The following is a 16,175-nucleotide window of genomic DNA, read 5'->3' on the forward strand; positions in this document are numbered from 1 at the left end:
GCAGGTTGTTCAGTATGCTGGGGCCACTGCTGGACTATTTGGTCAGTCTGACCACTGCGGGAGGATGCATGTCGGTGGACGCACTGGACGCCCGGATCCTGCGGCTGTTCGCGGCCGAGCCGCGGGTCGGCGTGCTCGAGGCGTCGCGGCGGCTCGGGGTCGCGCGCGGCACGGTGCAGGCGCGGCTGGACCGGCTGCAGCGTGATGGGGTGGTGCGCGGGTGGGGTCCTGACATCGCCACGACGGCGATCGGCTATCCGGTGACGGCGTTCGCCACCTTGCAGATCGAGCAGGGGTCGGGGCATACGACGGTCGCCGAGGCGCTGGCCCGGATCCCGGAGGTGCTGGAGGTGCACACGATCACCGGCGCCGAGGACCTGTGGTGCCGGATCGTGGCCCGCTCGAACGCCGACCTGCAACGCGTGATCGACCAGGTCGTCATCGTCCGAGGCATCCAACGCGCCTCCACCGTCATCGCCCTGGCCGAGCAAATCCCCCACCGCGTACTTCCCCTGGTGGAAGCAGCTACCAAGAACTAGGCGAGGCGTTTGGCTACTTCTACTGCGGCTCGGGCTACGCGGGGGCCGACGAAGTCGCGGTCGAGTTTGCCGAGGACGACGACACCGATGGAGGCCTCGACGCCCGGTACGCCGAGAACCGGCGACGACACGCCCTGCGCACCGGCCTGCAACTCTCCCGACGTGACCACGAACGGCCGGCCGGCCGGGTCGGGTTTGCGGCGACCGGCCAGGATCGCCTTCCCCGCGGCACCCTGGTCGAGGGCGTGCCTGGAACCCATCCGGTAGGAGACGTGGAAGTCGGTCCAGCTCGGCTCGATCACGGCGATCGCGAGCGCCTCCTCACCGTCGGCCACGGTCAGATGCGCGGTGGCACCGGTGTCCTCGGCGAGTGATCGCAGTACCGGCAGCGCGGCGTCACGGAGCGTGGGCTGCACGCGGCGGCTGTAGTGCAGCACCGCCAGACCGAGCCGGGCCCGGCCCTCACTGTCGCGGCGCACCAGCCGATGCAATTCGAGGGTGTTTACGAGGCGGTAGACGACGGTCCGGCTGACGCGCAGCGCGGCGGCCAGTTCGGTGATCGAGAGACCGTCCGGGGCGTCCGCGAGCAACTCGAGGACTGTCAGTCCCCGGTCCAGCGTCTGCGAGGTCTCGGCGGGCACCTCCGAAGCGTATCCGTTTTTCGGGCGCGGCCCGATGGCCCCGTATCTTGCTGCCGTGCGAAATTACTGGGCGCTCCTCCCCGCCATCGCCGTGATCGTCGTGCTGATCCTGGTCTACGCCGTCCCGACCCTGATCAATCCGCAGTGGACCAGCTCGATCATGGCGCTGTTCCGCCAGCACCCGGTGGACCCTGCGTCGACGCCGGAAGGGACCTCGGCAGGGACCCCGGAGGCGACCTCGGAACAGGCCCGGCGGGAGGCCGGCGTCCTCGGACCGCAGCAGGTCAAGTCGCGGCGGATGCTCGCGGTCGCGCTGGTGCTCGGAGCGCTCGCACTGATCGGCTTCAACGTCTCGCTGAACCGGGAGGCGAACGGCTGCTACACCGCCGCGAAGGCCTTCGGCGCGGTGGACGCCGCGAAGGACACCAAGGACCCGTGCATCAACATGATCTACGGCAGCTTCTTCGGCGACGGCTCCGGGAAGTCCTTCGAGGAGACCCAGCAGCCGGTGCCGACGTACCAGCTGGTCAAGAAGAACAAGCCGAAGTACCTGAAGTGGATCCAGAATCCCCCCGGCTACGACGTGGATCTCCTGGTCGGCACCGGGATGAGCTGCAACCTCGACCTGAGGGTCGAGGAGGCGGACGACAAGATCACCGTCCTCGTCGACAGCACGGCGCCGTGCCCGCAGGAGAGCAGCGTCTCGCTGACCGCGGTCAAGCTGAAGAAGCCGCTCGGCGACCGCAAGATCGTCACGGTCGACGACAAGCCGATGCAGGAGATCCACCCGGACGCCGACTCCTGGCCGACCGTCCTGAAGAAGCTGGTGACCGGCGGCTGATCAGCTGAGCTCGCGGGTCTGGGAGTCGTACTCGCGGAACGGGCGGTTGCGGGCGAGCAGGATCAGCAGGCCGACGATGCAGACGGTCGCGCCCCCGAGCAGCGCGATGGTCGGGGTGGTGAGCGAGGCCGCCGTACCCGCGACGAAGTCACCCAGGCGCGGTCCGCCGGCCACGACCACGATGAAGACACCCTGCAGCCGTCCGCGCATCGCATCCGGCGCGGCGGACTGCAGCACGGTGTTCCGGTACGCCGAACTCACCATGTCAGCCGCTCCCGACAACGCGAGCAGCGCGACCCCCAGCCAGATCGTCCGGGACAGCCCGAACAGACCGACCGCCGCCGCGTACACCGTGATCGCCACGACGATCGCCACGCCCTGACGGCGCACCCGGCTCACCCAGCCGGAGAACACCACGCCGAGCAACGCACCGAGCGCCGGAGCCGCCTGCAGCACACCGACCGTCTTGACTCCGCCGGCGAAGAACGCGCCCGCCACCGCCGGGAACAACGCCCGGGGCTGGGCGAACACCATCGCGAAGATGTCCGCGAGGAACGTCGCCAGCAGCGCCGGCGCCGCCCGCAGGAACGTGAACCCCTCGAGCACCGACCGCAGACCGGCGCGGCGGACCAGGCCGGTCGGCGGCACCGGAGGCAGCCGGAACAGCGCGTAGAGCGCCGCGGTGAACGTGATCACGTCGATCAGGTACGCCGCCGCGAACCCGTGCCAGGCGATCACCGCCACGCCCAGCAGCGGCCCGACCGTGAAGCCCAGGTTGAACGACGCCTGGCTGAGCGTGTTCGCGGCCGGCAGCAGCTCGGGCCGGATCAGCCGCGGGATGATCGCGGACCGGGCCGGGCCGTTCACCGCGAAACACGCCGACTGGCAGGCCACGACGGCGTACAGGATCCAGACCTGACCCCACTGCAGCTGCGACTGCAGCACCAGGATCATCGAGAGCAGCCACAATCCGGCCGACGAGACGAGCGCGAGAGTACGGCGGTCGATCGCGTCGGCCATCGCCCCGCCGTACAGCCCGAACACGATCAGCGGCACCAGCGAGCACAACCCGACCAGGCCAACCGCGAACGTCGAGTGCGACAGCGAGTACACCTGGATCGACACGGTCACCGCCGTCATCTGCTGCCCGAGCTGCGAGACCGTCGAACCCAACCACAACCGCCGGAAATCCGGTGACTCCTTGAGCGGGCGCGTGTCGGTCAGCAAAGGCACGATGACCAACTTATGTCATGTCGTGAACAGAGATCTCACGACGTGGAAACGTCGGCCCGGATCAGACCCTCGGGAAGTGTTGGTCGTCGAACGGTTCGCCGGCGGTCAGCCCGAGACCGTCGGTGACGACGTGGCCGCCGCCGGTGTAGGTGGTGGCGGCGTCGATGTAGATGTTGACGTGGGCGATCCGCGCATCGTCGGTGAGGTTCGGCGTCGCCGAGTGCGCCAGGTAGGCGTTGTGGAAGGTGCAGTCGCCGGCCCGCAGCGGGATCGTCAGCCGCTCCTCCCAGCGCAGGTCGGGTGCGGCCCGGAACATGTCGTCCCGATCGGCGAGATTCTGCGACCGCAGATCCTGGTGATGCTGCGAGCCCGGGATGAACGTCATGCACCCGCGCTCCACCGGTACGTCGACCAGCGCGATCCAGGCCGACAGTGAGGCCCGGGACCCGGCATGCGGCCAGTACGGCGCGTCCTGGTGGAACTCGGTCGCCGCGCCGTTGTGCGGCGGTTTGATCAGCAGCTGGTCGTGCCAGATCCGCACCGCCACCCCGGCCAGCGCGGCGGCGGCCGCGGCGAGCCGTGGGTCGAGGGTGAGCTCCCGGAGCACGGCGTTGTCTCGCCAGACGTTGACGTGCTGCTTGAAGATCGGCGACCCCTTCGAGTAGTCGTCGGCCGACTCGCTCGCGGCGACGGCGGCGTCGCGGAACCGGGCCGCCTCGTCGGCGGTGATGATGTTCTGGATCCGCACCACCCCATCCCGGCGGTAGGCGGAAATGCTCTCTTCATCGAGTACGACGGGTGCCGTAGGGTCGGTCGTAGTCATCGGGCTGCTCCTCGGAATCCGCTGGCAGGAAGGTGCTTCAAGCCTCGCCTGAAACGGCGTGAGCAGACAGGCAGTGGTTGACCAGAGACTTGACCGATCTTGACCTCCCGGAGGCGGTCGTGCACAACATCCTGAGCAGCGAGGTCTTCGCGGACCAGCGCCTCCCGGTGGCCGGCGAGCGGATCGAGCTCGCAGCCGACGTCGCGCCGCACAGTCACGCGTTCTTCGAGATCGCGGTCGTCGTCGCCGGTCGAGGCACCCATGTCTCGGCGGCCGGAGAGGTGGCGCTGCAGCCCGACTCGGTCGTCGTGTTGCGGCCGGGTGAGTGGCACGGGTACACCGATTGCGACGGCCTGGTGGTGCGCAACGCCTACCTCGGTGCGGACGTCTTCGGGTTGCTGTCCGGTGCGCTCGTACCCGGTCGTGAGGCGCCGTACGCGACGCACCCGGCCGTGCAGCACGCGATGCGTTTGCTGGAGGCAAGCATCGACGAGCCGTGGACGCTGGACCGGCTGGCCGCGCGGGTGAACCTCGCTCCCGGGTACCTGGTCCGGTTGTTCGGCCGGACCGCGGGGATCTCCCCGATGGCCTACCTGAACCGCCTCCGCGCCGAGCGGGCCGCGGGCCTGCTGATCGAGACCGAGCTGCCGATCGCGACCGTCGGGGCGATGGTCGGGTGGCACGACCCCAGCCATGCCACCCGCCGCTTCCGCGCCACCTTCGGCCTCAGCCCGACCCGCTACCGGTCGACCTTCCGGCCGTAGGCATGCCGCTACCGGGTGCGTTACAGCCGGTAGGCAAAGATGTGTGCATGACGTCCGTGCGCACGCCTGACCCGAACCCCGGCTGGCTCTCCGAGTTCGCACTCGCCGAGACCCGCTCGCGGGTGCCGATCCTGTACGTCGAGGCAGTCCCGGCCCGGGTGGACACCCTCGGCCAGATCGAGCACATCGGGGTGCTGCTGCGCACCTCGGCCGCGACCGGCGAGATCACCCGGACCCTGGTGTCGGGCCGCGTCCTGCACGGCGAGTCGATCCGCGAGGCTCTCCAGCGCAACATCGAGAAGGACCTCGGCCCGTCCGCGTTCCCCCGGTTGCCCTCCACCCTGGTGCCGGCCACGGTCGCCGAGTACCTGCCGTTTCCCGGCGTCACCCCGCTGCACGACCCCCGTCAGCACGCGGTCGCTCTCGTGTACGTCGTACCGGTCACGGGTGAGTGCGACCCGCGGCAGGACGCGCTCGAGCTGACCTGGCTGACACCGGCCGAGGCCCTCCAGCCGAGCCTGCTCGCCGACCTCGAAGGTGGCCGCGGGCAACTCCTCAAGCAGGCCCTCGCCTGGTCCGGCGCCAACGTCTGACCCGGCTCACCAGAGCAGCCGGCCCTCCTCGGCGTACACCTCGCCGGTCGGACCGTCTGGCCCGAGGGTTGCCAGCCGGACCGCGACGGCGGCACCTTCTTCCGGTGTGCGCGCCGCGTCCCAGCCACCCATGTCGGTGGCGCAGTTTCCGGGGTCGGCCGCGTTCACGAGGATGCCTGTGCCGCGCAGCTCGTTGGCCAGCATCACCGTGACCATGTTCACCGCGGCCTTCGACGAGTTGTAGCCGAGCGTCAGTACGGTCGACATCCGCGACTCCGGATCGCCGACCTGGGCGAACGACGCCAGCGACGTCGACATGTTGACGACGCGTGCCCGTTCGGCCCGGGACAGCAGCGGCAGCATCGCCTGTGTCACCGAGACCAGCCCGAGCACGTTGGTCTCGAACGCCTCCCGCAGTACGCCGATCCCCACCTCCGACACCGCGTCGTCGCCGGCCGGGATGATCGCCGCGTTGTTCACCAGCACGTCCAGGCGCCCGTACGCGGTTTCGATCCACTCGGCCGCGGAGCGCACCGACTTCTCGTCTGTCACCTCCAGCTGGATCCGGATCGCGTCGATGCCCTCGGCAACCAGTTCCTTGACGGCGAGCTCACCGCGGGCCAGGTCCCGCGAGCCCACCAGCACGGTGAACCCGGCCTGCCCGAGCTGTCGTGCGATCTCCTTGCCGATGCCTTTGTTGGCGCCCGTGACGAGCGCGATCTTGGTCGTGTTCATGCGGTCCAGGCTGGTGCGGTCCGGCCGCGCGAGGCAGAGCGAGCCGAGGCTGGGACCGGCAGTCCCTGGTTGGGCCTCGGCACGACTGCGATCCTGGGAGCATGGATCGGGGACAGCTGGCGGAGTTCTTGCGGGTACGGCGGGAGGCGTTGCAGCCGTCCGACGTAGGCCTGCCCGCGGGACTGCGACGGCGAACGCCCGGGTTGCGGCGCGAGGAGGTCGCGAGCCTCGCGACCATGTCGACCGACTATTACACCCGGCTCGAGCAGGGCCGCGGTCCGCGCCCGTCCCGCCCGGTGCTGACCGGCCTGGCCCGCGCACTGCGGTTGTCCGACGACGAACGTGATCACCTGTTCCGGCTGGCCGGTGAGCAACCCGGTCCGCCGCCGGGTCCACCGGCCGACGTGCGGACCGGCGTACTGCGGATGCTGGGGCGACTCGACGTACCAGGGCTGGTGCTGGACGCGAAGTACGACGTACTCGCATGGAACCCGCTCGCGGCGGCCCTGATCACCGACTTCTCCGCGTTACCGCCGCGGGACCGGAACCTGCTGCGCCTGCGGTTCCTGACCGACCGGCAGGCAGAGCTGTTCGGCGAGGATGCGACCCGGGAGTTTGCCCGAGAGGCGGCCGCCGACCTGCGGGCGGCGACCAGCACCTACCCGGACGACCCGGCGATCGGCCGCCTGGTGACTGATCTGCTCGCTGGGAGCGCGGAGTTCGCGGAGATCTGGGCGCGGCACGAGGTGGGCCGGCAGCAGACCCTGTGCCAGACGATCTTCCATCCGGAGGTCGGCCGGATCGACGTGATCTGCGAGGTCCTGGTCATCCCGGAACGCGACCAGCGGGTCGTGCTGTACACAGCCGAGCCCGGCTCCCCCTCCGACCAGGCGCTGCGGCTCCTCGACGTGATCGGCACGCAGGAGCTGACAACCGGAACCTGATGCAGCTCGACTACGTCCGGGTGTACCGCCCTAGGGAGGTACACCCGGAGGTATCGGCTACTGGCCGCTGAAGGTGAAGCTCGAGCCGGGCTCCTTGAAGACGTCGCCGTCGCGGGAGTTCGTGATGGTGACGTTGCTGAGGTTGGCGCTGCCGCGAGCGCCGCCCATCGCGAGGATGCCGGAGCCGTTGTTCGATTTGTCGATCCGGAGGTTGGTCAGGGCAACGTTCGGCATCTCCCCACCGCCGGTCTTGAACTGGATCCCGTCGTACGTCGAGTCGTAGATCTCGGTGTCACGAATCGTCACCCCGGGGATCGGCAGGTTCGACGGGAACAGCGTGATCGCACCGAACTCCTGATCCTCGTTCCAGAACGCCCCGCCACAGCGGTAGAGCGCGTTGTTGGCGATCAGGGTCGTCCCCGAGAACGGCAACGGGTCGTGGTCGGTCGCCAGCATGATGCCGGGGTAGTTCATCGTGTCGTAGATCCGGTTGTTCTCGATCTTGTTGCCGTAGCCGCCGTAGATCGCGATGCCGTTGGCCCGCCACGGCAGCTGGACGGTGTTGTTCGTGAACGAGTTGTCGTGGCCGATGTCGATCGACTGATCCTTCACGTACTTGTTCGCCCAGACCGCCAGCGCGTCGTCACCGGTAGTCCGGAAGGACGAGTTGAACACCTTGGAGTTGCGGGTGCCGTTGGAGAAGTTGATGCCGTCGGCGTAGGTGTCCCGGATCCGCATGCCGCTGAACTCGAGCCCGTCGGCCGGTCCCCACAGTTCGGGGATGTTGTCGTAGTCGCGGCCGACCCAGACCCCGACGTTCGAGTGCTCGATCCAGACGTTGTTGATCTTCGTCCCAGGCCCGAACCGGCCGTTCAGCGCGACACCACCCTCGGCGTTCCCGTCACCACCGCGGATCCGGCCGGACCCGAAGATCGCGAGGTCCGAGAGTTGCACGTTCTTGTCGATGTCGAAGCCGAAGTTGCCCTCGTGCGGGTGGTTGATGCCGCCGGCGTTCTGCGGCTCGATGGTCGAGTAGAGCTGCGAGTACCACATGCCCGCGCCGCGGATCGTGGTGTTGCTGATCCCGACCTGGTTGTACTGACCCCGGTTCAGCGGGTCGTCGGTGAGGATCTTCTTCTCCTGCCGCCACTGGCCGGCCGGGATCCAGACGCAGCTGATCACGCCGTTCTGGTCGTCGGTGACGGCCCGCTGGATCGCGTCCGCGTCGTCGATCCCGTCGTTCGGCACCGCGCCGTACTGGGTGATCGACGTACAGCCGGCCGGTTGGGTCAGCTGCGGGGCCACCTGCTCCAGGTCGACCATGTCGATGATGTAGAACGACGCGGTGTCGCCGGAGTCGCGCTGCAACTTGAACTTCGTGCCGGCCGGGTATGACGTACCGAGCAGCGCGTGTGATTCGTCGAAGAGCCGGCGGGCGTCGCCGCCCGGGGTGTTGGTGAGCGCTTCGGGACCATCGCTGTTGCCGTAGAGCCAGCTGTTGTGCGACGACAGCGTGAGCTTCTGCTGGAACGCGCCGTCGACGTACAGGCTGATCGTTGCCTCGAGCCCCTGCCCGTTGGCCGAGTCGGGGATCGAGTTGCGGACCACGATCGAGTTGGTCGGCACGGTCGAGGTGAACTCGACGAACTGGCCGGTCGAGTTCAGCCGGACCGACTGGCGGCCGGACGATTCGGTGGCGAAGTTCGTGTGACCGAAGGTGCGCAGCGTGTCGGACGTGAGCAGCGTACCGGTGTAGTCGGCGGCTTCCGCCTCGTACGACGTGTAAGGTACGGCGGCACCGCGGCCGACCACGATCGCCCTGGTGAGGGTGTTGTTGTTCTCGTTGATCTCGGCCACCGTGCTGGTGGCATCGGCGGTCGCGACCAGGTTCGCTCCACCGTTCGTGGCGGTCCAGGTGCCGGAGATCGCGACGTTCGCGGTGGCTCCGGCGGCGATCGATCCGGAGCTGCCGTTCAGGGTGGTCCCGCCGACGGTCACCCGGGTCGTGCTGGCCGCGGCGGTCGTTGTACCGCGGTTGTTGACGGCAACGGTGAACGAGAGCTGGGTGCCTGCAGCGGGGTTGGCCGGGTTGGAGGTGATGCCGGTGACCTGGAGGTCGGGGCCGGCGGCTTGGGCGACCTGCAGCTGGTTGGTTGCCTGGAGCGTGTTGTTGGACTCGCTCTGCTCGGTCACCGTGTTTCCGGCGTCGGCGACCGCGGCGACCGTGTAGTTGCCTTGGGCACAGGTTCCGGCGTTGGCGGCGACAGTGGTCGAGGCACCGGCGGCGAGAGCGCCGACGCTCGCGGTGCCCGCGACCGAACCGCCGAGCAGGAAGTTCAGGCTGCTCGCGGGAGCGGCTGCGGAGCCGTTGTTCTTGACCGTCGCTTGCAGGGTGATCGGCGTGGTCTCGGTCGGGTCGGCTGGGGTCCAGTCGACGGCGGTGACCACGAGGTCCGGGTTCGGCGCCGCCGTCCCGAAGACCTGGAACTCGGCGACCTGGCCGCCGGGGGCGCCGGTGTTGGTGACGAACTGGAGCCGGATGTCGGCGTACCGGCCGGTGACCGGGATCGTGATCGAATTCCCGCCGCTGTTCGGGTTGAACTGGTAGTCGGTCCGCGGCTTGATCGAGGTGAAGCCGGTGGCCGCCTGCTCACGGCCGAGGACCTCGATGCTCTGGGTCCGCGGGCCCCAGACCGGGTCGGGGTTGAGCTTGACCACGAGCGAACTCAGGTCGGCGTTCGCGCCGAGCTTGACGGTCAGCGTGGACGGGAAGCCGTTGGACTCCCAGTACGTGCCGACGTTGCCGTCGTTCGCGTTCGTGGGGATGAAATTGAAGGCCGAGCTCGACGCCTCGATCGGCTTGCCGGTGGCGAGATCGGTACCGGTCGGAGGTTCGACGGGCCCGCCACCAGGTCCGCCCAGATCGAACTCCGAGAGTTGGGCGGCCGGCCAGGCGGTGTTCGCGGTGAAGGTCAGCCGGACGTAGCGGGTCGAGGTGTTCGTGAAGTCGATGGTGACCGTGTTGGTCCCGCTGAAGGAGTACGCAGTACTGCCGGCGATCGTGCTGTACGACGAACCGTTCGTACTGCCCTGGACCGTGAGCGTCTGACTCCGTGGACCCCAGGAGGCCGGGAGCTTGAGCGTCACCTGGTTGACGTCGGTGGCGGCGCCGAGGTCGGCCTGGATCCACTGCGGGAAGGCGTTGTTGGTGCTCTCCCAGTAGGTGTTCTGGTTGCCGTCGCCGGCGTTGCCGCTCGGGTACTCGCCGAGCGAACTGCCGGCCGACAGGGTCTTGGAGAGGTTGGCGGTGACGGCCGCGGTCGCGTGTCCTGGCAGCAGCAGCCCGGCTGCTACCAGGACGAGCGCGAGCAGCAGTCTCCGGACATTCGTGGGATGCATCGAGGGGTCCTCCGTCGGGGCGGTGGGAGAGACGACTCTGTGCTACAGAAATTGCATGACTTTGCTGACTTCTTGCAGCACAGGTAGCCGAATGTTGCAACACCCCTCGCCCTACGTCAACAGTTCGCCACCCAAAGGAACACCCCACCCCGCTGCGCGGGGTGGGGTGGTGAGCAAGTGAGGACGCGTCAGCGCCGTCCCCCCCAACTACCGCCCGGCGCAGCCGGGCGGGGCTGGGGTTAGGCGCGGCGTTGGGTGGCCCAGTCGCGGACCAGCTCGATCCGCTCCTTCAGCTGAGTGGAGGAGGCGTGGGCTGCGGCGGGGCCGCCGAGTTTGCGGCGGAGGTCGTTGTGGATGACGCCGTGCGGCTGACCGGTGCGGTGGTGCCAGGCCGCGACCAGGCCGTTCAACTCGCGGCGCAGCAAGGAGACCTGCTCGTGCGTGGCCAGCTCCGTCGGCGTGGGATCCTCACGCTCGTCGCCCGACGACCGCTTGGTCCGCTTCTGCGCGGCGATCGACTTCGCCTGCCGCTCACGCAGCAGCTCCCGCACCTGATCGGGCTCCAGCAACCCGGGCAGGCCGAGAAAGTCGAGCTCCTCGTCCGACGCCTGGTCGCCACCGGTCCCGTAGTCGCCGCCGTCGAACACGACCCGGTCGAAGCTCGCATCCGACCCGAGCGCCTCGAATTTCGCGTCCAGCTCGTCGCTGGCGCCCTCGGCCTGGTTTGCCTTCGCGAGCAGGTCGTCCTCGAGCGCGAATATGTCACCGTCTTCGTTGCTGTTCTTCCGCCCGAGCACGTGGTCCCGCTCGACCTCCATCTCGGCGGCGAAGCTCAGCAACCGCGTCACCGACGGCACGAACACCGACGCCGTCTCACCGCGCTTCCGGGCCCGGACGAACCGCCCGACCGCCTGCGCGAAGAACAGCGGCGTCGAGGTCGGCGTGGCGTAGACCCCGACCGCGAGCCGCGGCACGTCGACGCCCTCGCTGACCATCCGGACCGCGACCATCCACCGCGAGTCCCCCTCGGAGAATTTCGCGATCTTCTTGCTCGCCGCCTTCTCGTCGGACAGCACGACCGTGGGCGCTTCTCCGGTCAGCTCGCGCAGGGTCTTCGCGTACGCCCGGGCGGTGTTCTGGTCGCCGGAGATGACCAAGGCGCCGGCGTCCGGCATGTGCCGCCGGACCTCGGTCAGCCGCTTGTCCGCGGCCGCCAGCACTGCCGGCATCCACTCGCCGGCCGGGTCGAGCGCCGTACGCAGGGCCTGCGCGGTGAGGTCCTTGGTCAATGGCTCACCCAACCGCGCCGCGACCTCGTCACCGGCCTTCGTCCGCCACCGCATCTCACCGGAGTACGACATGAAGATCACCGGACGTACGACGTGATCCTGCAGCGCGTGACCGTACCCGTAGGTGTAGTCCGCCTTGCTCCGCGCGATGCCGTCCGCGCCGTGCTCGTACGTGACGAACGGGATCGGGTTGTCGTCGCTGCGGAACGGCGTACCGGTCAGGCAGAGGCGGCGGGTCGCGGGCTCGAACGCCTCCCGGACACCGTCACCCCAACTGAGCGCGTCGCCGCCGTGGTGCACCTCGTCCAGGATCACCAGTGTCTTGAACCGCTCGGTCCGGACCCGGAAGGCCAGCGGGTTGACCGCGATCCCGGCGTACGTCACCGCGACGCCCTGGAAGTCCTTGTTCGTCTTGCCGCGCCGGCCGGCGAACGCGGGGTCGATCGCGATCCCGGCCTTGTCGGCCGCGTCGGCCCACTGGACCTTCAGGTGCTCGGTCGGCGTCACCACCGTCACCCGCTCGATCAACCGCCGGTGCAGCAGTTCGGCGGCCACGGTGAGCGCGAAGGTCGTCTTACCTGCGCCCGGTGTCGCCACGGCCAGGAAGTCCCGCGGCTGGTTCTCGAGATATTGGTTGAGCGCCTCCGCCTGCCAGGCCCGCAACTTGCTGGCGGTCCCCCAGGCGGCGCGATCCGGATACGCCGGCGGAAGCACGGCTGGTCCAGCTGGCACGCTCGAATCCACGGACGGCATACTCCCCCGCTAGTCGACTGTCGGCCGTGCAGGAACGTTACCCGAGATCCTCACAAGAACAGATTCGCCGGGACCACCGTCACGTCATACGGACTCGTCAACCGCGCTTCCTGCTCACCCGTGACCTTCGCGACCTGCGCATATGCGCCATCGTGCATCTCCCACACGATCAGGCTCGGCGTGTCGGGATCCACCACCCAGTACGCCTGGCACCCCGCAGCCTCGTACCGCGACCACTTGAGCATCAGGTCGAACCGTCGCGTGCTCGGGGACAGCACCTCCACGGCCAGCAGCGGCGGGCCCGGCAGATCGTGCTCGGTGAAGTCGCCGCGGCGCGCAACGAGCAGGTCCGGCTGCACAATCGTGTCCTGCGCCAGGACGACGTCGAACGGCGCGAACAGCACCTGCAGATCCGGTGGGCAAGCATCGAACAGTGTCCGATAGATCCCCGCTGAGACGGTCTGATGCCGCCACGACGGCGCGGGCGTCACCAGCAACACCCCGTCGATGAGCTCGTAGCGGTGCCCGTCGTCGGGCATCCGGTCGAGGTCGTCCCTGGTCAGCGGTGCGGACGGCCGCCAGGGCACGGACGGTGGGGTGGGAATCGGTTCCACGAGGGTCATGTTGCCTCCTTCGGTTGCTCACACCTAGAACATGCCGTGATCTGCCCCGGGTTGCCCCCGGGGATCTGGTGGCTGTGGAAAAGTTCCCGGTTTGGCTGGTGGGGCGTCCTACACTCTGGGGTATGAGTACTCAGCTGACCCCTGGCGCCGAGACGGTTGTTGATGAGCGGACGCAGCCGTCGCTGCAAGAGCCTGGCGATCACGAGCGGTTCTCGCACTACGTGCCGAAGGACAAGCTGACCGAGGCGATGGTGATGGGCACGCCGGTGGTCGCGCTCTGCGGCAAGGTGTGGGTGCCGAGCCGGGACCCGCAGCGGTTCCCGGTCTGCCCGGAGTGCAAGGAGATCTGGGACTCGCTCAACCCGGGTGACGACGAGGGCGGCGAGTAGGCCCCGTCGGGTCGGGGCCGTGCCAGGGGGCGCGGCCTCAGTTCTGGGTGGGATCGTCCGGGTACGTCGCCAGGTAGGCCATCTGGTCGTTCTGGCGGCGCAGTACCCGGCGCCACAAGGTGTCCGGGTGCAGGCTGAACACGTCGTCGGGTTGCGACTCGACGACGTACCAGGCACCCTCGGTGATCTCGCCCTCGAGTTGCCCGCTGGACCACCCGGCGTACCCGGCGAAGATGCGCATCCGCTGGATCGCGCCCTCCAGCAACGCCGGCGGCACGTCCAGGTCGATCAGCCCGATCCGCCCGAAACACTCCCGCCAGCCCGGCGGGTCGGCGGACTCGATCACCTCAGCGACGGCGAGCGCGCTGTCGGTGCCGACCGGGCCGCCCATGAACAGCACGCCGGGCTCGTTCACCGTCGTGGACCAGTCCGGGAGCACCCGGTCCACGGCCAGGTCGGCCGCGCGGTTCACGACCACCCCGAGCGCGCCGTCGTCGTCGTGATCCAGCAGCAGGATCACCGACCGACGGAAGGGCGGCTCGTCGAGCAACGGGGTCGCCACAAGCAGCGCACCGGTCAGGGTCGAGGCCGTCATGCATCCATCATGTCGTGCCCCGCAACCGAGTACTACGGAGCACCCGGAACGCGAGCCAAGTCCCCAGTGCGACCCCGGTCAGATCGGCGAGCGCGTCGAACGGATCGCCGTCGCGCTGGGGCAGCAGATAGTGCTGCACGATCTCGCTGACGATCGCGTTCGCGACCAGTGCCGCCAGCAACCAGCGCGCCGGCACCCCGACCTTCAGCCCGAGGAACGCGACGGCCGCGAACAGGAAGAAGTGCGCGATCTTGTCGACCTGCGGGATCCCGACGTGCGGACCCGCCTCCCGCGGCGCGTAGACGCCGTACAACTGCAGGGCGACGGCGACGACGAACGCGATCCGCCACGCCCACACCGTCACCCGCGACCCGGTCGTCGGCCCCGTCAGCGTAGAAGTCACCCAACCACCGTACTCACAGCGACGGAGAGTCGTCGGGGAAGACCTCCGCCGCGGGTGCCTTGCCGCCGGCCGCGTCGCGGACAGCGTGCGCGACCATCGTGTGCACCTCCGGGTGGAACACGCTGGGCACGATGTAGTCCGCGTTCAGCTCGTCGTCGGTGACGACACCGGCCAGCGCCTTTGCAGCGGCCAGTTCCATCTGGATCGACACCTTCGACGACTGCGCGTCGAGCAAGCCGCGGAAGACACCCGGGAAGACCAGCACGTTGTTGATCTGGTTCGGGAAGTCGCTGCGCCCGGTCGCCACCACGGCCGCGTGCTCGTGCGCCGCGGCCGGGTCGACCTCCGGGTCCGGATTGGCCAGCGCGAAGACGATCGCGTCCTTGTTCATGGTGGCGATGTCGGCGCCGTTCAGGATGTTCGGCGCGGAGACGCCGATGAACACGTCCGCCCCGCTCAGCGCACCCTTCAGGTCACCGCTGTACTTCGCCGCGTTGGTGTTCTCCGCGATCCAGCGCAGCTCCGGCGACAGCCCGTCGCGTTCGGTGTGGATGACTCCGGCGATGTCGGCGACGATCGTGTCCCGCACGCCGGCCTCGATCAGCAACTTCAGGATCGCGGTCCCGGCCGCACCCGCGCCGGACAGCACCACCCGGACCTCACCGATGTCCTTGCCGACCACCCGCAAGGCGTTGAAGAGCGCCGCCAGCACCACGACCGCCGTACCGTGCTGGTCGTCGTGGAAGACCGGGATGTCCAGCTCCTCGCGCAGCCGGGCCTCGATCTCGAAGCAGCGCGGGGCGGAGATGTCCTCCAGGTTGATCCCGGCGAACCCGGGCGCGATCGCCTTGACCACCTGGATGATCGCCTCCGGGTCCTGGGTGTCCAGGCACAGCGGCCACGCGTCGATCCCGGCGAACCGCTTGAACAGCGCCGCCTTGCCCTCCATCACCGGCAGCGCGGCCTTCGGCCCGATGTTGCCCAGCCCCAGTACGGCGGAACCGTCGGTGACCACCGCGACACTGTTGCGCTTGATCGTCAGCCGGCGCGCGTCCTCGGGGTTGGCCGCGATCGCCAGGCAGACCCGCGCCACACCCGGCGTGTAGATCATCGACAGGTCGTCGCGGTTGCGGATCGGGTGCTTGGCCTCCATCGAGATCTTGCCACCGAGGTGCATCAGGAAGGTCCGGTCCGAGACCCGGGCGATCTCGACGCCCGGCACGGCGCGCATCGCCTCGACCAACCGGCCGGCGTGCTCGGTGTCGGCCGCGGCGCAGGTGACGTCGATCCGCAGCCGCTCGTGGCCGGACGCGGTCACGTCGAGCGCGGTGACCAGACCGCCGGCCTGCTCGACCGCGGTCGTCAGCTTGCTCACCGTCGAGCCACCCGCGGGCACCTCGAGGCGAACGGTGATGGAGTACGAAACACTCGGCAAGGCAGTCACGCGGGTGATCCTCTCATGTCACTGGTAAGCCCTGGGGGTTCCGTACGTAAAGAACACACCTGGAGGTTCTGCGCCGTAGCGAGCAGGTGCTCGGCGGGGTGCAGCGCAAGGCGGAGGGCGGGGCTCGGAGTGGGGTTCTCCGTGCCCCGCCCTCCAACGCGGCGCTG

The 16,175-nt window shown here is 68.9% G+C and carries 16 protein-coding genes; 6 read left to right on the forward strand and 10 right to left on the reverse strand.

What is annotated here, in order from left to right:
• Positions 1-68 precede the first annotated feature (68 nt).
• Complete coding sequence (locus AB0E63_RS42260) at positions 69-539, forward strand: Lrp/AsnC family transcriptional regulator (RefSeq protein ID WP_360379280.1); 471 nt, start codon at positions 69-71, stop codon at positions 537-539.
• Here the strand turns inward: AB0E63_RS42260 and AB0E63_RS42265 are convergent.
• A complete protein-coding gene (locus AB0E63_RS42265) occupies positions 536-1,180 on the reverse strand; it encodes a helix-turn-helix domain-containing protein (RefSeq protein ID WP_360379282.1) in 645 nt (214 codons plus the stop codon). The genes AB0E63_RS42260 and AB0E63_RS42265 overlap by 4 nt on opposite strands.
• Before the next feature lie 55 nt (positions 1,181-1,235).
• On the opposite strand from AB0E63_RS42265, the gene AB0E63_RS42270 reads away from it, so the two are divergent.
• The gene (locus tag AB0E63_RS42270; RefSeq protein WP_360379285.1) at positions 1,236-2,021 is read left to right on the forward strand and encodes a hypothetical protein; all 786 of its coding nucleotides are present in this window, start codon (positions 1,236-1,238) and stop codon (positions 2,019-2,021) included.
• On the opposite strand, the gene AB0E63_RS42275 is transcribed toward AB0E63_RS42270, so the two are convergent.
• Together AB0E63_RS42275 and AB0E63_RS42280 are read right to left on the reverse strand one after the other, a co-directional pair.
• Positions 2,022-3,254 (reverse strand): MFS transporter, encoded by a 1,233-nt coding sequence (locus AB0E63_RS42275; RefSeq protein WP_360379288.1) that lies wholly within the window; start codon positions 3,252-3,254, stop codon positions 2,022-2,024.
• Positions 3,255-3,315: 61 nt separating this feature from the next.
• Positions 3,316-4,077: a phytanoyl-CoA dioxygenase family protein gene (locus AB0E63_RS42280; protein WP_360379290.1), complete on the reverse strand. Its 762-nt coding sequence runs from the start codon at positions 4,075-4,077 to the stop codon at positions 3,316-3,318.
• Positions 4,078-4,166: 89 nt separating this feature from the next.
• Here AB0E63_RS42280 and AB0E63_RS42285 point away from each other — a divergent pair, with 89 nt between their 5' ends.
• Entirely contained in the window at positions 4,167-4,841 is a 675-nt protein-coding gene (locus tag AB0E63_RS42285; protein ID WP_360379293.1) for an AraC family transcriptional regulator, read from the forward strand.
• A 47-nt stretch (positions 4,842-4,888) separates the two neighbouring features.
• A complete protein-coding gene (locus tag AB0E63_RS42290) occupies positions 4,889-5,434 on the forward strand; it encodes an NUDIX hydrolase family protein (RefSeq protein WP_360379296.1) in 546 nt (181 codons plus the stop codon).
• A gap of 6 nt (positions 5,435-5,440) precedes the next feature.
• On the opposite strand, the gene AB0E63_RS42295 is transcribed toward AB0E63_RS42290, so the two are convergent.
• The gene (locus AB0E63_RS42295; RefSeq protein WP_360379299.1) at positions 5,441-6,169 is read right to left on the reverse strand and encodes an SDR family oxidoreductase; all 729 of its coding nucleotides are present in this window, start codon (positions 6,167-6,169) and stop codon (positions 5,441-5,443) included.
• A 101-nt stretch (positions 6,170-6,270) separates the two neighbouring features.
• Between AB0E63_RS42295 and AB0E63_RS42300 the strand changes: the two genes are divergently transcribed.
• Positions 6,271-7,113 carry a helix-turn-helix transcriptional regulator gene (locus AB0E63_RS42300; protein WP_360379301.1) on the forward strand — a complete coding sequence of 281 codons (843 nt, stop codon included), beginning with the start codon at positions 6,271-6,273 and terminating at the stop codon, positions 7,111-7,113.
• Positions 7,114-7,170: 57 nt separating this feature from the next.
• Here AB0E63_RS42300 and AB0E63_RS42305 read toward each other — a convergent pair whose 3' ends face one another.
• The 3 genes from AB0E63_RS42305 to AB0E63_RS42315 all read right to left on the reverse strand — a co-directional run bounded on the left by AB0E63_RS42305 (position 7,171) and on the right by AB0E63_RS42315 (position 13,177).
• Positions 7,171-10,512 (reverse strand): CARDB domain-containing protein, encoded by a 3,342-nt coding sequence (locus AB0E63_RS42305; protein WP_360379303.1) that lies wholly within the window; start codon positions 10,510-10,512, stop codon positions 7,171-7,173.
• 239 nt (positions 10,513-10,751) lie between these two features.
• Positions 10,752-12,554, reverse strand: a complete 1,803-nt coding sequence (locus AB0E63_RS42310) for a DEAD/DEAH box helicase (RefSeq protein WP_360379305.1) — start codon at positions 12,552-12,554, stop codon at positions 10,752-10,754.
• 50 nt (positions 12,555-12,604) lie between these two features.
• Complete coding sequence (locus tag AB0E63_RS42315; RefSeq protein ID WP_360379308.1) at positions 12,605-13,177, reverse strand: Uma2 family endonuclease; 573 nt, start codon at positions 13,175-13,177, stop codon at positions 12,605-12,607.
• Between the two features lie 122 nt (positions 13,178-13,299).
• On the opposite strand from AB0E63_RS42315, the gene AB0E63_RS42320 reads away from it, so the two are divergent.
• Complete coding sequence (locus AB0E63_RS42320; protein ID WP_360379311.1) at positions 13,300-13,566, forward strand: DUF3039 domain-containing protein; 267 nt, start codon at positions 13,300-13,302, stop codon at positions 13,564-13,566.
• 37 nt (positions 13,567-13,603) lie between these two features.
• Here the strand turns inward: AB0E63_RS42320 and AB0E63_RS42325 are convergent, their stop codons facing one another.
• Genes AB0E63_RS42325 through AB0E63_RS42335 form a run of 3 tightly spaced genes read right to left on the reverse strand, consistent with a single transcriptional unit; the run spans position 13,604 to position 16,008 of the window.
• A complete protein-coding gene (locus AB0E63_RS42325) occupies positions 13,604-14,161 on the reverse strand; it encodes a YqgE/AlgH family protein (RefSeq protein ID WP_360379314.1) in 558 nt (185 codons plus the stop codon).
• A gap of 7 nt (positions 14,162-14,168) precedes the next feature.
• Positions 14,169-14,564: a VanZ family protein gene (locus tag AB0E63_RS42330; protein ID WP_360379316.1), complete on the reverse strand. Its 396-nt coding sequence runs from the start codon at positions 14,562-14,564 to the stop codon at positions 14,169-14,171.
• A 13-nt stretch (positions 14,565-14,577) separates the two neighbouring features.
• Positions 14,578-16,008, reverse strand: a complete 1,431-nt coding sequence (locus AB0E63_RS42335) for an NAD-dependent malic enzyme (protein ID WP_360379319.1) — start codon at positions 16,006-16,008, stop codon at positions 14,578-14,580.
• Positions 16,009-16,175 lie beyond the last annotated feature (167 nt).

It is taken from the genome of Kribbella sp. NPDC026596 (genome assembly GCF_040638415.1).
Taxonomy (GTDB): Bacteria; Actinomycetota; Actinomycetes; order Propionibacteriales; family Kribbellaceae; genus Kribbella.